This window comes from Pseudomonas sp. NFACC10-1 (assembly GCF_900119195.1).
Lineage (GTDB): Bacteria > Pseudomonadota > Gammaproteobacteria > Pseudomonadales > Pseudomonadaceae > Aquipseudomonas > Aquipseudomonas cerasi.
Window position 1 is genome coordinate 622,874 of the sequence record NZ_FPJB01000001.1, and the last position, 16,900, is coordinate 639,773.

The window sequence follows — 16,900 nt, forward strand, 5'->3', positions numbered from 1 at the left end:
AGCGTTCCGGAAAGGCCCTGGCGAAGCGTTCAGGCATCGGCAGGCGGCGTGCGGACCCGTGAGTATCGCAGGCGGATGGATGACGTGCCGGATGGCAGTTGAAGTGGCTGGAATTATTGAGGGATGCAAGAAAACCTGCGATAGGACCCGTCCGACATGCTTGTAGGGCCTGTCTGAGTTTTGCGAGGCAATCAGTCTGACCAGCCTTTTGCCTGCATCCGTTCAGGCAGCGGGCGGGTCGAGGGAGGCTATATCTGTCCGGAGCGGCCGGTCATTTCCCGGGCCATTTCGCTGGCGTAGCTGTCGGTCATGCCCGCGATGAAGTCGATCATGCGCAGGAACGAGGTATGCAGCGGTGCCTTGGGATCGGGCGCACTGTTACCCAGCAAGTCGAGGATGCGCCGATGCTTGAACGATGGCGTCCTGCCGCCGAACTGTTCGACGGCCGCGCCGCAGAACGCATTGAGGAGGATCTCCAGCGTGGTGTAGGCACCGATTTCATGCAGGGTCTTGCGCTTGTCCTGGAAGATTTTCTTGCGCGCCATGTCCTTGGCATTCAGCACACAGCGTTTGGCCGGACCGTGCATGTGCTCGACCAGGTCGCCAGGCAGGGTGCCGGCCAGCAAGGCATCCTGCTGCTCGACGAAGGCTCTGGCGGCCGCGTTGGTCAAGTGTTCGATGGCCTTGCCGCGCAGGATTGCCAGTTTGCGCCGCCGTGAGTCGCCCGGGCCCAGTTGCCGGTAGGTTTCCGGAAGATCATCACCGACCAGCCCGAGCAAAAGTGATTCCACTTCTGCGTAGTTGAGCAGGTCCATCTCCAGACCGTCTTCCAGGTCGATCAGGGCGTAACAGATGTCGTCGGCAGCCTCCATCAGATACACCAGCGGATGGCGCGCCCAACGTTGATCTTCGAGCTGCGGCAAACCCAGCTTGCCGGCAATCTGCTCAAGAATCGGCAGTTCGCTCTGATAGCAGCCGAACTTGTGCTTCTTGTAGCCCAGCGAATCTGCGTGGCGCGCGGTCCACGGGTATTTGAGGTAAGTGCCCAGCGTGGCGTAGGTCAGGCGGGTGCCGCCGTCGAACTGGTGGTATTCCAGCTGCGTCAGCACCCGAAAGCCCTGGGCATTGCCTTCGAAATTGAGAAAATCATTGCGCTCGGTGTCGCTCATCGCATCAAGCCAGCCGCGCCCGGCCGCCTGATTGAACCAGTTGCGAATCGCATCTTCGCCCGAGTGACCGAACGGCGGATTGCCGATGTCGTGCGCCAGGCAGGCCGATTGCACGACCATGCCCAGGTCGCTCGGATCGCACCAGTCGGGCAGGGCAGAGCGCAGCGTTTCGCCGACGCGCATCCCCAGCGAACGGCCGACACAACTGACTTCCAACGAGTGGGTCAGGCGCGTATGAATATGATCGTTGCTGGACACCGGATGCACCTGGGTCTTGCGCCCCAGGCGGCGAAAGGCCCCGGAAAAGATGATCCGGTCATGGTCCTTGTGAAACGGACTGCGCCCCAGTTCCTCGGGGCTGTGCAGGGTCTTGCCCAGTCGTTCGCGGTTAAGCAGCGTTTGCCAATCCAATGCGTTCACTCCGTCAGTAATAGGGGCGTAGCTTCCCGGTTCGACACGCCTGCCGCAAGGGCTGCATTGATGAAAACAGGCCCGTAGAAAAACAAATGCCCGCTCCGGAATACCGGAGCGGGCATTTATATTCAGGCCGATACAGTCAGGCCTGGGTCACGCTGGACGCATGGCGCAATCAGACTTTGCGATTGCGATTCTGCAGGGCGCGCGTTTGCATGGCGACCTTGACCACTGGCGTCAACGTGATGCCCAGCTTCAACAGGCGACCCAGCAGGCTGGTACGTCCGGTCTTGGCGCGTTTGCCGCTCAGAAAACCCAGCAGGGCAACCGAGCCCACGCCCCAGAGCGGCGCGTGGCGAAAGCCCAGCGCGCTTTTCCAGTCGTGACGGATGCCGCGAAAGCGTTGCAACGGTTGCATCAGTTGCGCAGATTCGTGGCGAATTTCCTGGCGGTGCATTTCCATGCGCAAGCGAATCAATGCCTTGCGCAGTTCTCGACGGGTATTGCTCTGGTGCGACTTGGGTTCACTCATGGCATCAATCGCTCGCGGTCATTGGCCAGTTCTTCGAGGGTCGCATGGAAGGGCGAAGACTCGTCGAAGATCGCTGCCTTGAGGCGCAATCCACAGAAAATCGCGGCCAGCAGGTAAAACGTACACAGGCCGACGATGCCGGCCAGGCGATAGCTGTCCCACAGAACGATCAGCAGCAAGGCCGAGAGCCCAGTGAGCAGCAGCAGGCCGAAAACCAGTGCCAGACCGGCGAACAGCAGCAGGCTGACGGTTCGCGCTTTCTGTTCCTGCAATTCGATGCCGAACAGCTCGACGTGAGTGTGCAACAGGCCAAGGAAGGCAGCGCCCAGGCGCCGCGGTGAAGAGCCCGGAGTTCCCTCGGGCGGTGCTGATTCCGTTCCCAGAGTCATGATGTTAGCGCCTTGTAGCCAGCAGACCGATCAGAAAGCCGACACCTGCGGCGATACCGACGGACTGCCAGGGGTTGTTCTGAACGTAATCTTCGGTGGCGATCACTGCAGCTTCGCCGCGCTCGCGCAACGAATCTTCGGTGGTCTTCAGGGTTTCCTTGGCACGCAGCAGGCTTTCGCGGATCTGGGCGCGCAGTTCATCGGCCTGATCACCAGCGAGAGAGGCGGTATGCGCCAGCAATTTCTCAGTGTCGGCAACCAGTACCTGGAAGTCGGCTCTCAGGATTTCCTGAGCATTCTGTGCAGTTTGGCGGGCCATGATGTTCTCCGTTTGGTGGGCGTATGAATGTTTCGAGTACAGGTGATTCCTGAAGGTTCACTTCGATTGGCGTATCGTGTTCGATCAGGCTTTACGCAGCCGCTGCACCTTACTCCAAAACTATCTGCCAGGAAAAACCGCAAGCACTGGAAGATTGGGGTTCCGTATTTCTGGCCATTGGCTATGCTCCACACGCGTGACCACGGGATGGCCTGGCGCGCGCGACATCCGTTGAATGGAGAGAGGCATGGAGCGGCTGTATTCCCTGCAGGGGCTCAGGGGCGTAGCGGTCCTTGGCGTTGTGTTGTTTCACATGATGTCGGTGGAGAGCAAGTTTTCCGGTGGCGATATCCTTTTGCCGCCCTGGCTCGATTTTTTTCAGTTGGGCGTCGATCTGTTTTTCGTCATCAGCGGATTCGTCATGGTGATTGTCAGCCGTGGCCGTTTTCAGAGCGGAGTCGAGGCTCAGCGCTTTCTGTTCAATCGGGTCTCGCGGATCTATCCCACCTACTGGTTGTACTTTTTCATCACCCTGGCGGTTTATCTGGTGCAGCCGGGCATGGTCAACAGCGGGCATGGCTCGTCCAATCTGATCATGTCGTTCCTGCTGTTGCCCAACGACAAGGTGCTGCTGGTGATGGTGGCCTGGTCGCTGCTGTTCGAGCTGTGGTTCTACGTGGTGTTCTCCGGCTTCCTGCTGTTTCGCGAGCGCAGTCTGCCGTTTCTGCTCGGTGTTTGGGGCATGATCATCGTGGTGTTCAATACGCTGGCAGACTGGCAGGACTATTCCTCGGCCGTGAAGATCATCCTGCATCCCTACGCCCTCGAATTCATGCTGGGTGCCGCGCTGGCCTTGTTCTTTTACGGTCGCCACAGTGCCCGCGTGCCGACGGCTGCGGTCTGGTTGCTGCTCGGTGTCGCGTTGTTGGCGGCGGTGCCCCTGATCGGCTATTACCGGTTGTACGAAAGTCAGGGGCTGCTGCGCATGCTCATGGTCGGCGGCACGTTCGGCATACTGGTGGTGACGCTGGCCTTGCTCGAACGGCGCCGACAGCTGGTGGTGCCGGTGTTTCTGGTTGCCGTGGGCGATATGTCCTACACGATCTATCTGTCTCATCTGCTGGTGCTGGGGGTGATCGGCAGGGTCTGGAGTCTGGTGGGGGCCTGGCCCGAAAGCTACCTGGACAACCTGTTTTTCGCGCTGCTGATGATGGCTGCGGCGCTGTGCTATGGCTGGGTCGGTTACCGCTGTTTCGAGAAACCGGTGCTGGACCGCGCCAATGCGTTCAGCAAGGCGCATTTCCGGGTGTCGACGTGATCCCGGTGCGCGCCTAGAATAATTTCCGCTTACCGAGGATTCGCCGAGGATCGACTCATGACCCCCGAATGCCAGCTGTTCAGCACCCTGGGATGCCCGCTGTGCGAGGTTGCCGAAGCAGTTTTACTGCCGTTTGCCATTGAGCACGGCCTGCTGGTTGAGTTGGTCGACATCTGCGAGGATGAGCAACTGCATGAACGCTATGAGTTGCGCGTTCCTGTGTTGCGTCGGATCGACACCGGCGACGAGCTGGACTGGCCATTTGACGCGCCTCAAGTGGCGTCGTTTCTGAGTCGCTGAGCTGCCTTGTCGTTGAGCTGCATTCCCTTTCATTTACCGGACACGACGCGCAGTGAATATCGATACACGCATCAAATTTCGCCATCTGGTCTGCTTTCTCGAAGTGGCCCGGCAGGGCAGTCTGGCGCGTGCTTCCGACGTTCTGGCGATCAGTCAGCCTGCGCTGTCGAAAAGTCTCAAAGAGCTGGAAACCCTGCTCGACACCACGTTATTCGTGCGCAGCAAGAGCGGCGCGGCACTCACCGAAGCCGGCGTGGCGTTCATGCGGTTTGCCGGGCCCAGCGTGCAGGCCCTGCGCGAGGGCGTCAGCAGCCTGCGCTCGGGTGAGCATGACACCGTCACTGCACGACTGGGTGTACTGTCGACAGCCGAAAGCCTGCTGGTGCCTGAGGTCGTTCATCGCCTGCACCAGCGGCACCCGGCGCTGATCGTCAGCGTGATGACCGGGCCCAGCGCGTATCTGCTGTCGCAATTGAGGGTAGGGGAGCTGGATCTGGTGGTCGGGCGCATGACAGACAGCCCGCAGATTCAGGGCCTGACGTTCGAGCACCTGTACAACGAGTCGATGACGCTGGTGGTGCGCAGCGATCACCCGTTGCTGGCTGCGCCGCTCAAGCCCGAAAGTCTGGAGCAATTCCCGCTGGTATTGCCGCTGGCAGGCACCACCATCCGCAAGTTTGCCGACAGCCTGTTCGTGCAGTGCGGTATCCGCATGCCGCGTCAACGCCTTGAAACCCTCTCGCTCACCCTCAGCCGCCGCTATGTGCAATGCAGCGATGCGGTGTGGATCGCGCCACTGGATGCCGTGTCGCTGGAGTTGAAAGGCGGCACGCTGGTGGAGCTGGACATGGGTATTCGTGAACCGGGCGGCTCGGTCGGTTTGTGCAGCAACCCGGCCTTGCCACTCACGCGCGCAGCGCAGTGGTGCGTGGACGAACTGCGGAGCCTTGGAGAGGCCTATCGCAATGTCTAGCATCCATAACCAATTGGTTATGGATCATGGGGTTTATTTCAGTTCTCTATAAGCATGGATCGCGCGACACTTCGCCGCAGCCTGTAGCGCATGTGACCCACGCCTGCGCGCCCCATAAGAAAAACGAGGAGAACGCCATGTCTGCCGCGGACAACAGCCGCTTCGTCATTCGTGACCGAAACTGGCATCCAAAAGCTCTCACCCCTGATTACAAGACCTCGATCCTGCGCTCGCCGCGTCAGGCGCTGGTCAGTATCCCGCAGTCCATTTCCGAAACCACCGGCCCGGATTTCTCGCATTTGAAATTCGGTCAGCACGATAACGATCTGCTGCTCAATTTCAACAACGGCGGTCTGCCCATCGGCGAGCGTATCCTGCTGGCCGGGCGGGTCTGCGATCAGTACGGAAAGCCGATTCCGCACACGTTGGTGGAGATCTGGCAGGCCAACGCCGGTGGGCGTTATCGCCACAAGCGCGATGCCTATCTGGCGCCCATCGATCCCAATTTCGGCGGCGTCGGACGTGCACTGACCGACAGCGAAGGCAATTACAGCTTCCGTACCGTAAAGCCAGGGCCTTACCCGTGGCGCAACGGTCCCAACGACTGGCGCCCGGCGCACATTCACGTGTCGATCAGCGGGCCGTCGATTGCCACACGCCTGATTACCCAGTTGTATTTCGAAGGCGATCCGCTGATTCCGATCTGCCCGATCGTCAAGGCCATCGCCAATCCGGACGCCGTGCAGAGCCTGATTGCCAGGCTCGACCTGGGCATGGGCAATCCGATGGATTGCCTGGCGTACCGCTTTGATATCGTGTTGCGCGGCCAGCGCAAGACTCACTTCGAAAATTGCTGAGGAGGCCCGACATGCCCGTTCAATTGCTGCAGGAAACCCCTTCGCAAACCGCTGGCCCTTACGTCCACATCGGTCTTGCACCACAGGTGGCCGGCAACCCGACCCGCGAACTGGAAATCTGGAACGAGATGGCCAGGCCCGAGGCGCCCGGCGAGCATATCGTGTTGCTGGGCAACGTCTTCGACGGCAACGGTCATCTGATCCGTGATGCCTACCTGGAATTCTGGCAGGCGGATCATCAGGGCGCGTATCACAGCGAATTCGACCCGGACAGGCCGTTCAACGGCTTTGGTCGCACGGCTACCGCGGACGATGGTCAATGGATCCTCAAGACCATCAAGCCAGGCTCGGCGCGCAATGCGGCGGGTGTGCCGATGGCGGCGCACATCAATGTCTCGCTGTTTGCCCGTGGCATCAATATTCATCTGCAGACGCGGCTGTATTTCGACGACGAAGCCCAGGCGAATGCGCAGGACCCGGTGCTCAATCTGATCGAGCAGCCCCCGCGTCGCGAAACCCTGGTGGCGCGCCGTTGCACGCACGAGGGGCAGACGGCCTATCGTTTTGATATCCGTGTGCAGGGTGAAGGCGAGACAGTGTTTTTCGATTTCTGAATCGCTTGTCGATTCAGAAATCAATGTGCGTGCGTTTCAAGGCGCCTGCATCGGCAGGCGACCCTATAAAAATAAAAGGACACCTTCATGACGCTTTCCGCCAGCAGCCCTGCGTCGAGTACGCTCGACGTTCAGGCTTTCATCAATGCGCAACCGCTGTCCGGCTATCAGTGGCGAGTGGTTGCGCTGTGTTTTCTGATCGTGTTTCTCGACGGCCTCGATACTGCCGCAATGGGCTTCATTGCACCCGCGCTCAGCCAGGATTGGGGGATCGATCGGGCCAGTCTGGGGCCGGTGATGAGTGCCGCGCTGATCGGCATGGTGTTCGGCGCGCTGGGTTCCGGCCCGCTGGCCGACCGTTTCGGGCGCAAGGTGGTGCTGGTGGTCGCGGTGCTGCTGTTCGGTCTTTTCAGCCTGGCCTCAGCCTATAGCAGCAACATCGATCAATTGCTGGTGCTGCGCCTGTTGACCGGGCTGGGGCTTGGCGCAGCGATGCCCAATGCCACCACGTTGCTGTCGGAATACACCCCGGAACGGCTCAAGTCGTTGTTGGTGACGAGCATGTTTTGCGGTTTCAATCTGGGCATGGCCTGCGGCGGTTTTGTCTCAGCCAAGCTGATCCCCAGCATGGGCTGGCACAGCCTGTTGATGCTGGGCGGCATCCTGCCCATCCTGCTGGCGGCGGTGCTGATGGTCTGGCTGCCGGAGTCGGCGCGGTTTCTGGTGGTACGCAATCGCGGTGCAGAGCGGATTCGCAAAGTGCTGGCACCGATTGCGCCGAAGGCGCTGGCTGGCATCACTGACTTCAGCGTTCCCGAGCAGAAAACGGTGAGCAGCCGCAATGTGCTGAAAGTGATTTTTTCCGGCACGTACAGCGCAGGCACCCTGTTGCTGTGGCTGACATATTTCATGGGCCTGGTCATCGTTTACCTGCTGACCAGCTGGCTGCCGACGCTGATGCGCGACAGCGGCGCGAGCATGGAACAGTCGGCCTTCATCGGCGCGCTGTTTCAGTTCGGCGGGGTGTTGAGCGCTGTAGGCGTGGGCTGGGCGATGGATCGTTACAACCCGCACAAGGTCATTGGTTGTGCCTACGCGCTGGCCGGGGTATTTGCCTGGCTGGTCGGGCAGAGTCTGGGTAACGTCGCACTGTTGGCGACATTGGTGCTGCTGGCCGGTATGTGCATCAACGGCGCACAGTCGGCAATGCCGTCACTGGCAGCGCGTTTCTATCCCACCCAGGGGCGTGCCACGGGCGTGTCGTGGATGCTCGGGATCGGCCGCTTCGGCGCGATTCTCGGCGCGTGGGCCGGTGCCACGCTGCTGGGCCTGGGCTGGACGTTCGAGCAGGTGCTGACCGCGCTGGTGGTTCCGGCGGCGCTTGCCGCGATAGCGGTGCTGATCAAGGGCTGGGTCAGTCATTCGGACGCTACCTGAAACCTTTCAATCTGGAGTGGTGATGTGAACAGAGCGAGCAATCAACTTTTCGATGCCTACTTCATGCAACCCGAAATGCGTGAGATCTTTTCGGATGAAGGCCGGGTGCAGGGCATGCTCGATTTCGAGGCTGCACTGGCTCGGGCACAGGCACGAGTAGGCCTGATCCCGCCCGAGGTGGTCGCTGACATCGAGCTGAGCTGCGACGCACGGCTGTTCGATTTCGACGCGCTGGCAATGGCCATCGGCAGCGCCGGCAATTCGGCGATTCCGCTGGTCAAGGCGCTGGGCAAACAGATTGCCGCACGCAGCGCTGAAGCCGAGCGCTACGTGCACATGGGCGCGACCAGTCAGGATGTGATGGACAGCGGTCTGATCCTGCAACTGCGTCGAGCCATCGTACTGCTTGAGCATGATCTTGCTCGACTGGCCGATGCGATGGCTGAGCAGGCACAGCGTCATGCTGGCACGCCGCTGGCTGGACGCACCTGGCTGCAACAGGCCACGCCGGTCACCTTGGGGATGAAAATCGCCGGCTGGCTGGGCGCGGTCACTCGTCATCGACAGCGCTTGAACGAGATCAAACCACGCCTGCTGTGCCTGCAGTTCGGCGGTGCTTCCGGCAGCCTCGCGGCGCTGGGCGATCAGGCGTTTTCGGTGGCCGAAGCGCTGGCCGGTGAATTGCAACTGGCGTTGCCCGAGCAGCCCTGGCACACCCAGCGTGACCGACTGGTAGAGTTTGCCGGTCTGCTGGGCCTGATCGCCGGCAGCCTCGGCAAACTGGGGCGCGACGTGAGCCTGCTGATGCAGACCGAAGTGGGCGAGGTCTTCGAGCCTTCGGCACCGGGCAAGGGCGGATCTTCGACCATGCCGCACAAACGCAACCCGGTCGGTGCTGCGGTCATGATCAGCACCGCCACCCGTGCACCGGGGCTGGTCGCCACGATGCTGGCCGCCATGCCGCAGGAGCACGAGCGCAGTCTGGGCCTGTGGCATGCCGAGTGGGAGACCTTGCCGGAGCTGTGCTGCCTGGTTTCCGGTTCGCTGCAGCAGGCGTTGCAGGTGATACCCGGCCTGCAGGTCGATGCCGAGCGTATGGCGATCAATCTGCAATCCACCAAAGGCCTGGTTCTCGCCGAGGCAGTGAGCATTGCGCTGGCTCAGCGTATCGGCCGCGATGCTGCCCACCATCTGGTTGAACAGTGCTGCCGGCGTGCGGTGGAGCAGGGCGCCCATTTGCGTCAGGTGCTCGGCGAAACCCCGCAGATCAGCGAGCAGTTTTCTTCCGACGAGCTGGATCGACTGCTCGATCCGGCCCATTACCTTGGCCAGGCTCGCCATTGGGTCGAGCGTGCCGTGGCTGAACACACAAGGATTTCCCGATGACCGAAGACGAACGTTACGAAGCTGGCATGCAGGTGCGCCGTGCGGTGCTGGGCGATAAGCATGTCGATAACAGCCTGAGCAAACTGACGCCGTTCAATGAAGAATTCCAGGAGATGATCACCCGTCACGCCTGGGGTGATATCTGGACCCGTCCGGGGCTGCCACGCCACACGCGCAGTCTGATTACCATTGCGATGCTGATCGGCATGAATCGAGAAGGCGAATTGCGCCTGCACCTCAAGGCCGCGAAAAACAATGGCGTGACCCGTGAGGAAATCAAGGAAGTGCTGATGCAGAGCGCGATCTACTGCGGCATTCCGGCGGCCAATGCAACGTTCCACCTCGCTGAAGCGGTGTGGGATGAAATGGGCGTGGAGTCGTTGCAGGACAATTGAGGGTGTGATCGAGAACGCCGCCGCGCCATCGGCCACGGCGGCGTTCTGTCTGGATCAGAGCAGCGACAACGGGTAGCTGACGATCAGGCGGTTTTCGTCAAACTGGTTGGTGTTGTAGTCGCGGCGCATGGTGGAGTTGCGCCATTTGACTGACAGGCTTTTGAACGCGCCGCTCTGGAACACGTAGGCCAGCTCGGTTTCCCGTGCCCACTCTTCGCCGTCGGTGATGGCGCCGGTATGCACGTTGTCGCCGCTGATGTAGCGGTTCATGAGGGTCAGGCCGGGCACGCCCAAGGCTGCGAAGTCATAGTCGTGGCGCAACTGCCAGGATTTTTCCCTGGCGTTGTCGAAGCTGGAGTTGTAACTGTCGTTGGCCAACGTCCCGCCACTGGTACCGTTGACGCGCATCCAGGCGCTGTCGCCGCTGACTTTCTGCAGGCCCACATAAAATGTGTTGCCACCGTGCCGTGCCGAAAGCAGCGCTGACCAGGTCTTGTTGTCCAGCTCGCCGGCCAGCGACTGACCGTCGTCCTTGCCCTGGAAGTAGCCAAGGTTGGCCCCCAGCGTCCAGCTGCCCAACGGCTGACTGTGCAGCAGGTTGAAATATTGCTGGTGGTAGATATCTTCAAGCTCGGCGTACCACACGCCGACCTGGGTGCGCTTTTCGTTGAACACGTACTCGCCGCCGCCAAAGTTGAAGCGGTCGGAAGTGAACGCGGTACGGCCATTCAGGGACATGTCTTCCATGCTCGCGTCGTTGCGCGGGCTGTTGCCACGGAACTGACCACCGTAGAGGCTCAGGCCGTCGATCTCCTTGGAGGTGATCTGCCCGCCCTGAAAGGTTTGTGGCAGCGAGCGGCCGTCATCCGAGCGCAGGATCGGCAGCACAGGCATCCACTCGCCGACTTTCAATTCGGTCTTCGAGAAGCGCGCCTTGCCGGCCACGGCCAGTCGCCCGAAGTCGTCGGCCGGGCGCCCATCGCTATGGATGGGCAGCAATTGCGTGCCGCCGGTACCCTTGCCGCCGTCGAGCTTGAGCGAGTAGAGGCCCAGCGCGTCGACACCGAAGCCGACGGTGCCCTGGGTGAAGCCGGAGCGTGCGTCGAGGATGAAGTTCTGCGTCCACTCCTCGGCGTAGTTCTGTGCGTTGGCCGGGTCGACGAAGTTGCGGTTGATGTAGAAGTTGCGTAGGTTCAGATTGACCTTGGCGTCTTCGACGAATCCGGCGCTGTTGCCGCTGATGGGCGTCAGGCTTGCAGCGACGGCCGCTGACAGGCCGCAAAGGAGTTTGCAGGGGGAATTCACGCGCATGGAGCAGACCTTTTTTGTAGTTATTGAGTCGTGTAGCTGGCTGCGATAGTGAAATGCCGGAAAGCGCTGTGCAATTGTGAAACAGCTGTTCTGGGCGATTATCGAACGTTAATGAACCGGTTCGAACATTTTCTGCGAAGCGCTGCAAACGGGTGTGCGATGCTCACGGATCTGTCGATATGAGCAGCGGGCGCTGGCGCTTTCGGCCACGCTGTCAGGCTGCTGAAACTTGAACAAGGAAGCGCAATGAGCACTGCCAGCACGCCGTTGTCCGGCGTCAATCAACCTCTCAAAGGTATTGGCTTCATTCTTCTGGCGACCTTTCTGTTTGCCAGCCATGACACACTGTCCAAATACCTGTCCGGCTTCTATCCGATCATTCTGGTGGTCTGGGCACGCTATCTGGTGCATACGCTGTTGATGGCCTGCATCTTCATGCCGTCAGCGGGGTTGCGGGTGTTGCGCACCAAGCGTCCTGGCCTGCAGGTCTTGCGCGCCCTGGCCTTGCTGGGCACCAGTCTGCTGTTTACCAGCAGCCTGATGTTCATCCCGCAGGCAGAGGCGACGGCGGTCAACTTTCTTGCGCCGTTGCTCGTTACCGCGTTATCGGTGCCGCTGTTGCATGAGCGTGTCACGCGTGGGCAGTGGATAGCAGTGGTCGTCGGGTTTGTCGGGGTGATGATCATCATTCATCCGGGGGGCGAGCTGTTTACCCCGGCGATTCTGTTGCCCCTGTCGTCAGCCTTGTGCTTTGCGCTGTATCAACTCCTGACGCGGCTGGTCAGCCCGTTTGACAGTCCGACCACCAGCAACTTTTTCGCGGGGTTGTTCAATACCCTGTTGATGAGTGCACTGGTGCCGTTCTTCTGGGAAGTGCCGGCGCTCAAGCACTTGCCGTTTCTGCTGGCGCTCGGCGCGTGCGGGATGTCGGCGCATTTGCTGCTGACCCAGGCCTTCCGCTTCGCCGCCCCGGCCATGCTCGCACCGTTCAGCTATTGCCAGATCGTGTTTGCCGGGCTGCTGGGTTTCGTGGTGTTCGACCACATGCCATCACCGACCGCACAGGCAGGCATCGCCATCATCTGCCTCAGCGGCCTGGCGGCGGCTTGGCAACAGCGGCGCAAGGGTGGGTGATGAGCTGTTCCCTCGCACGAATACACAAATCTAACTGACTATCGTGCCAATGCTCTGCGTTGGCATGCAGTTCGTGACGCTCTGCGTCACATCTGTACCGCAGCACAACGTAGTGTCTTGCGCGCAATCACTTTACATAAATAAAGCGCTTTTTTATCGCGGTGGCACTGACGACGCAGAGTGCGACTTTAGTGACAGGGCGAAGGAATCCGACGAAGTCGGGCCGGAAACAAGCGCGAGGGGATTTGCCTACTTTGGCCCCATCAAAGTAGGTCGCCGAGGGGCGAAAAGGTGACCTGAGTCGAACCCTAATCTACCTGAAACCACAGAATCGCCGTGTGACGCCGAGCGTCAAGAACTGCATTCCCACGCGGAGCGTGAGGAACGAGAGGCGTCCGGGAGAGTACTTTTCGTCACTCTGCGCAAAGCGTGGGGACAATAGCAAAAAGGCCCGGTCACTGAGTGAGCCGGGCCTTTTTGATGGTGTCAGACGATCACTCGCTGAGCGTCGGAACCTTGCGAGGCGCCATGAAGTACAGCCAGATCAGGGCAATGAAATACATCGCCGGGATCATGGTGAACAACACGTTGTAGTTGTTATTGGTGGCGGTCAACACGGCACCGACAATCTGGGTCATGAACATACCACCAATGGCCGCACACATGCCGCCGAAGCCGAACACGGTACTCATCATGTGCTTGGGCGTGTAGTCCATCACCAGGCTCCAGATATTCGCGGTCCAGGCCTGATGCGCACCTACGGCAAGCGAGATGGCCAGTACCGCCACCCATAGCCCGCTGGCATTGGCAGCGAACACCACGCTGCAGATCGTGATGGCAAAGATCAGCATCGACAACAGGCGCGCAGTCGTCGCACGCATGCCACGACCAATCAGCCAGGACGACAGAATGCCGCCACCCACACTGCCGAAGTCAGCCGTCAGCCAGATCAGAATCAGCGGGATGCCCATCTGCGTCACGCTGATCCCCAGGTTGTATTGCTGATTGAGGAACGGCGGCAGCCAGTACAGGTAGAACCAGAAAACCGGAGCAGTAATCGCATACGCCAGCGCGAACGCCCATGTGCCACGCATCTTCAGAATGCCGGTGAACGGCACCTTGACCGGCGCCGGTTCTACTTCCTGATTGATGTAATCCAGTTCGGTCTTGCTGACGGTCGGGTGATCTTCAGGGTTGTAATACTTCAAGCGCCAGGTGATGACCCAGAGCAGCCCCAGCGAACCCATTGCCACGAAGGCGGCCTGCCAGCCCCAGACAGTCAGGATCACCGGCAACAGGGCAGGGGTCAGCATGGCGCCGACGTTAGTGCCGGCGTTGAAGATACCGGTGGCCACCGCACGCTCACCGGCAGGGAACCACAGCCGCGTGGTCTTCACACAGGCCGGGTAGTTGGCGGCTTCGGTCAGGCCCAGAATGAAGCGGCAGACCATGAAGCCGACGGCGGAAGTGGCAAGGCCGTGTGCGCCGGTCGCCAGGCTCCACAGCAGCACCGCGAGGAAGAACGCGCGCTTGACGCCGACCTTGTCGATGAAGCGACCCTGCAGCACGAAGCCGACCGCGTAGCCGACCTGAAACCAGAAGTTGATGTTGGCGTAGTCCATCGCCGTCCAGCTCATTTCCTTGGCGAGGATGGGCTGCATGACACCGAGCGCGGCCCGGTCGATGTAGTTCAGCGTAGTGGCGAAGAACACCAGGGCGAGCATGCCCCAGCGAGTCTTGCCCACGGCGAGTGCGCCGCGGATCTTTTCGCCCATCCCGGCACGGGCGGCCTGGGCGACAGGGTTGGTCTGGGTGTTAAGCATGATGTTCTAACCATCCGTTCCAGGACTGTGCTGCTGGCAACAGTCGGACTGAGAAGTCCACTCGATGCAGGCGTTGTGCAGGTAAAGTGAAGTCGTAGAACCGTGATTCGACTGGCCTGTAGACTCAGGCTGTCCTCGAAACGATCCGTCGGGCCGACAATTTACAGGTTGGGCCGCGTAAGTGTGTTGGAATGTTTCAGGCGACGTGTACCCAGGCCGGGCTTTTGGCCGGGCGGGTTCGTCGAACAGGACGTCTGGTAAGACGGATGGGCGAGCGGGCCAGCAAAGCGAGAAGGGTGCACATGAGCAATGTTCCTGTTTTTTGAATTGTTATGGGTTGCTGCTGATGAAGCGACGATCAAAAATGTTGGACTGCGGGTCTATCCTGCAATGTGATGCTGATGTTGAGCATTGCGAGATACAGCGTCAATTGAGTAAAACGGCTTTTGTTCGATAATCGAACGTAAAACTAACCGGTTCGTACACTTTATGTTGCTGTAGTATTTTCACAGGCAAATACTTTACTCGCACCTCTGAATAAGGCCGGGAAAGGCCAGGAATGCGGTGCTGTCCAGTCGCGACCCAAGCAGGTCGCGTTCATCCAGGAGCTGAAAAGCATGCAGCGTTCAATTGCTACCGTATCCTTGAGCGGTACTCTGCCCGAAAAGCTCGAAGCCATCGCCGCAGCCGGCTTTGACGGCGTCGAGATTTTCGAAAACGACTTGTTGTACTACGACGGCAGCCCACGCAATATCAGGCAGATGTGTGCCGACCTGGGCATCGCCATCACCCTGTTCCAGCCGTTCCGCGATTTCGAAGGCTGCCGCCGTGACCGTCTGCAGCGCAATATCGACCGTGCCGAACGCAAATTCGATCTGATGCAGGAACTGGGCACCGATCTGGTGCTGGTCTGCAGCAATGCGTCTGCCGATTCGGTGGGCGACGAAAACATTCTGCTCGATGATCTGGGCCTGCTCGCCGAGCGCGCCGGCGCCCGTAACCTGCGCGTCGGTTATGAAGCGCTGGCCTGGGGCAAGCACGTGAACACCTGGCAACAGGTCTGGAACCTGGTGCGTCAGGTTGACCACCCGGCGCTTGGCGTGCTGCTCGACAGTTTCCATACCCTGTCGCTGAAGGGCGATCCGAGCGCCATCGCGCAGATCCCGGGCGACAAGATCTTCTTCGTGCAGATGGCCGACGCGCCGCTTCTGGCGATGGATGTACTGGAGTGGAGCCGTCATTTCCGCTGCTTCCCGGGCCAGGGTGAATTCGATCTGGCCGGCTTCCTCGCGCCAATCCTGCGCAGTGGCTACACCGGGCCGTTGTCGCTGGAAGTGTTCAACGATGGCTTCCGTGCAGCGCCGACACGCGCCAATGCCGCGGACGGTCTGCGTTCGCTGCTCTATCTGGAAGAGAAAACCCGCCAGCTGATGGCGCGTGACGAGCCGGCCGCCGCTCCCGAAATCCTCTTCAATCCACCCGCTGCCAGTACCTACAATGGCGTCGAGTTTCTCGAGTTTGCCGTTGACGAGAGCCATGGCGCTCGCCTGTCGGGCTGGCTGCAACGGCTGGGCTTTGCCAAGCTGGGTCAGCATCGCTCCAAGGCGGTCAGTCTGCTGGGGCAGGGCGATATCAGGATTGTGCTCAATGCCGAACCCTATTCCTTCGCCCACAGCTTCTTCGAGGCGCACGGCCCTTCGTTGTGCGCGACCGCCTTGCGTGTCGACGACGGTCATCAGTCGCTGGAGCGTGCGCGTGCCTTCAAGGGCCAGCCCTATCGTGGCCTGGTCGGCCCCAACGAACGGGAGATTCCTTCGGTCCGTGCGCCCGACGGCAGCCTGATTTATCTGGTAGACAACGCCGCACCGGGAGAATCGATTTACGACAGCGATTTTGTCGTCGATCCGCAAGCAGTCGCCAAGGGCGGGTTGCAGCGTATCGACCACATGGCCATGGCGCTGCCGGCCGACAGCCTGGACAGCTGGGTGCTGTTCTACAAAAGCATTCTGGACTTCGAGGCTGACGACGAAGTGGTTTTGCCCGACCCCTACGGTCTGGTCAAGAGCCGTGCACTGCGCAGCCGTTGCAGCACCGTGCGCCTGCCGCTGAATATTTCCGAGAATCGCAATACGGCCATTTCCCATGCGCTGTCGAGCTATCGTGGCTCGGGCGTGCACCACATCGCGTTCTCATGTGAAGACATCTTCGCCGAAGTGAGCCGTGCCAAGGAAGCGGGCGTGCCGCTGCTGGACATCCCGCTCAATTACTATGATGACCTGGCGGCGCGTTTCGATTTCGACGAGGAATTTCTCAGCGAACTGGCGTACTACAACGTGCTCTATGACCGCGATGCGCAGGGTGGCGAGTTGTTCCACGTCTACACCGATGCGTTCGACGGGCGCTTCTTTTTCGAAATCCTGCAGCGCAAGAACGGCTACGTAGGGTACGGTGCTGCCAACGTCCCGGTGCGTCTGGCTGCGATGGCCAAGGCGCGCAATGTGGCAGCACGTCAGGCGCGTCTGTAAGGCG

General features: G+C 60.4%; 16 protein-coding genes. 10 read left to right on the top strand and 6 right to left on the bottom strand.

Translation table 11 applies throughout. The features are described from left to right. Positions 1-248: 248 nt before the first annotated feature. The 4 genes from BT119_RS02530 to BT119_RS02545 form a co-directional block, all read right to left on the bottom strand. Positions 249-1,580 (bottom strand): deoxyguanosinetriphosphate triphosphohydrolase, encoded by a 1,332-nt coding sequence (locus BT119_RS02530; protein WP_003433027.1) that lies wholly within the window; start codon positions 1,578-1,580, stop codon positions 249-251. A gap of 178 nt (positions 1,581-1,758) precedes the next feature. After that, positions 1,759-2,115 (bottom strand): hypothetical protein, encoded by a 357-nt coding sequence (locus BT119_RS02535; protein ID WP_003366928.1) that lies wholly within the window; start codon positions 2,113-2,115, stop codon positions 1,759-1,761. Continuing rightward, entirely contained in the window at positions 2,112-2,504 is a 393-nt protein-coding gene (locus BT119_RS02540; RefSeq protein ID WP_002553117.1) for a phage holin family protein, read from the bottom strand. The genes BT119_RS02535 and BT119_RS02540 overlap by 4 nt, the downstream gene beginning before the upstream one ends. 4 nt (positions 2,505-2,508) lie before the next feature. Further along, positions 2,509-2,823 carry an ElaB/YgaM/YqjD family protein gene (locus BT119_RS02545; protein ID WP_002553118.1) on the bottom strand — a complete coding sequence of 105 codons (315 nt, stop codon included), beginning with the start codon at positions 2,821-2,823 and terminating at the stop codon, positions 2,509-2,511. 247 nt (positions 2,824-3,070) lie between these two features. On the opposite strand from BT119_RS02545, the gene BT119_RS02550 reads away from it, so the two are divergent. The 8 genes from BT119_RS02550 to pcaC all read left to right on the top strand — a co-directional run bounded on the left by BT119_RS02550 (position 3,071) and on the right by pcaC (position 10,103). Further along, the gene (locus tag BT119_RS02550; protein ID WP_072364706.1) at positions 3,071-4,141 is read left to right on the top strand and encodes an acyltransferase family protein; all 1,071 of its coding nucleotides are present in this window, start codon (positions 3,071-3,073) and stop codon (positions 4,139-4,141) included. 57 nt (positions 4,142-4,198) lie between these two features. After that, entirely contained in the window at positions 4,199-4,441 is a 243-nt protein-coding gene (locus BT119_RS02555; RefSeq protein WP_003433025.1) for a glutaredoxin family protein, read from the top strand. Positions 4,442-4,493: 52 nt separating this feature from the next. Next, positions 4,494-5,414: a pca operon transcription factor PcaQ gene (pcaQ, locus tag BT119_RS02560; RefSeq protein WP_003366937.1), complete on the top strand. Its 921-nt coding sequence runs from the start codon at positions 4,494-4,496 to the stop codon at positions 5,412-5,414. Positions 5,415-5,551: 137 nt separating this feature from the next. Then, positions 5,552-6,271: a protocatechuate 3,4-dioxygenase subunit beta gene (gene pcaH / locus BT119_RS02565; RefSeq protein ID WP_003366939.1), complete on the top strand. Its 720-nt coding sequence runs from the start codon at positions 5,552-5,554 to the stop codon at positions 6,269-6,271. 11 nt (positions 6,272-6,282) lie between these two features. Beyond that, complete coding sequence (gene pcaG, locus BT119_RS02570) at positions 6,283-6,885, top strand: protocatechuate 3,4-dioxygenase subunit alpha (protein WP_003366941.1); 603 nt, start codon at positions 6,283-6,285, stop codon at positions 6,883-6,885. An 87-nt stretch (positions 6,886-6,972) separates the two neighbouring features. Beyond that, positions 6,973-8,322, top strand: a complete 1,350-nt coding sequence (locus tag BT119_RS02575) for a 4-hydroxybenzoate transporter PcaK (protein ID WP_044308284.1) — start codon at positions 6,973-6,975, stop codon at positions 8,320-8,322. 24 nt (positions 8,323-8,346) lie between these two features. After that, positions 8,347-9,708, top strand: a complete 1,362-nt coding sequence (locus BT119_RS02580; protein WP_072364708.1) for a 3-carboxy-cis,cis-muconate cycloisomerase — start codon at positions 8,347-8,349, stop codon at positions 9,706-9,708. Then, a complete protein-coding gene (gene pcaC, locus BT119_RS02585) occupies positions 9,705-10,103 on the top strand; it encodes a 4-carboxymuconolactone decarboxylase (protein WP_060707586.1) in 399 nt (132 codons plus the stop codon). Before BT119_RS02580 ends, pcaC begins: the two co-directional genes overlap by 4 nt. Positions 10,104-10,157: 54 nt before the next feature. Here the strand turns inward: pcaC and BT119_RS02590 are convergent, their stop codons facing one another. Next, positions 10,158-11,414 (bottom strand): OprD family porin, encoded by a 1,257-nt coding sequence (locus tag BT119_RS02590; protein ID WP_072364711.1) that lies wholly within the window; start codon positions 11,412-11,414, stop codon positions 10,158-10,160. Between the two features lie 246 nt (positions 11,415-11,660). Here BT119_RS02590 and BT119_RS02595 point away from each other — a divergent pair, with 246 nt between their 5' ends. Then, positions 11,661-12,548, top strand: a complete 888-nt coding sequence (locus BT119_RS02595; protein ID WP_054081863.1) for a DMT family transporter — start codon at positions 11,661-11,663, stop codon at positions 12,546-12,548. A gap of 494 nt (positions 12,549-13,042) precedes the next feature. Here the strand turns inward: BT119_RS02595 and BT119_RS02605 are convergent, their stop codons facing one another. Further along, positions 13,043-14,371 carry an MFS transporter gene (locus BT119_RS02605; protein WP_003433019.1) on the bottom strand — a complete coding sequence of 443 codons (1,329 nt, stop codon included), beginning with the start codon at positions 14,369-14,371 and terminating at the stop codon, positions 13,043-13,045. Positions 14,372-14,988: 617 nt separating this feature from the next. Here BT119_RS02605 and quiC point away from each other — a divergent pair. Continuing rightward, complete coding sequence (gene quiC / locus BT119_RS02610) at positions 14,989-16,896, top strand: 3-dehydroshikimate dehydratase QuiC (protein ID WP_003433018.1); 1,908 nt, start codon at positions 14,989-14,991, stop codon at positions 16,894-16,896. Positions 16,897-16,900: the final 4 nt, after the last annotated feature.

Bases quoted from the DNA above. Each gene is read 5' to 3' on its own strand.
- pcaG (WP_003366941.1), top strand. From the start codon at position 6,283: ATGCCCGTTCAATTGCTGCAGGAAACCCCTTCGCAAACCGCTGGCCCT.
- BT119_RS02545 (WP_002553118.1), bottom strand. From the start codon at position 2,823: ATGGCCCGCCAAACTGCACAGAATGCTCAGGAAATCCTGAGAGCCGAC.
- BT119_RS02605 (WP_003433019.1), bottom strand. From the start codon at position 14,371: ATGCTTAACACCCAGACCAACCCTGTCGCCCAGGCCGCCCGTGCCGGG.
- BT119_RS02595 (WP_054081863.1), top strand. From the start codon at position 11,661: ATGAGCACTGCCAGCACGCCGTTGTCCGGCGTCAATCAACCTCTCAAA.
- BT119_RS02590 (WP_072364711.1), bottom strand. From the start codon at position 11,414: ATGCGCGTGAATTCCCCCTGCAAACTCCTTTGCGGCCTGTCAGCGGCC.
- BT119_RS02540 (WP_002553117.1), bottom strand. From the start codon at position 2,504: ATGACTCTGGGAACGGAATCAGCACCGCCCGAGGGAACTCCGGGCTCT.
- pcaC (WP_060707586.1), top strand. From the start codon at position 9,705: ATGACCGAAGACGAACGTTACGAAGCTGGCATGCAGGTGCGCCGTGCG.
- pcaH (WP_003366939.1), top strand. From the start codon at position 5,552: ATGTCTGCCGCGGACAACAGCCGCTTCGTCATTCGTGACCGAAACTGG.
- BT119_RS02535 (WP_003366928.1), bottom strand. From the start codon at position 2,115: ATGAGTGAACCCAAGTCGCACCAGAGCAATACCCGTCGAGAACTGCGC.
- BT119_RS02550 (WP_072364706.1), top strand. From the start codon at position 3,071: ATGGAGCGGCTGTATTCCCTGCAGGGGCTCAGGGGCGTAGCGGTCCTT.
- quiC (WP_003433018.1), top strand. From the start codon at position 14,989: ATGCAGCGTTCAATTGCTACCGTATCCTTGAGCGGTACTCTGCCCGAA.
- BT119_RS02555 (WP_003433025.1), top strand. From the start codon at position 4,199: ATGACCCCCGAATGCCAGCTGTTCAGCACCCTGGGATGCCCGCTGTGC.
- BT119_RS02575 (WP_044308284.1), top strand. From the start codon at position 6,973: ATGACGCTTTCCGCCAGCAGCCCTGCGTCGAGTACGCTCGACGTTCAG.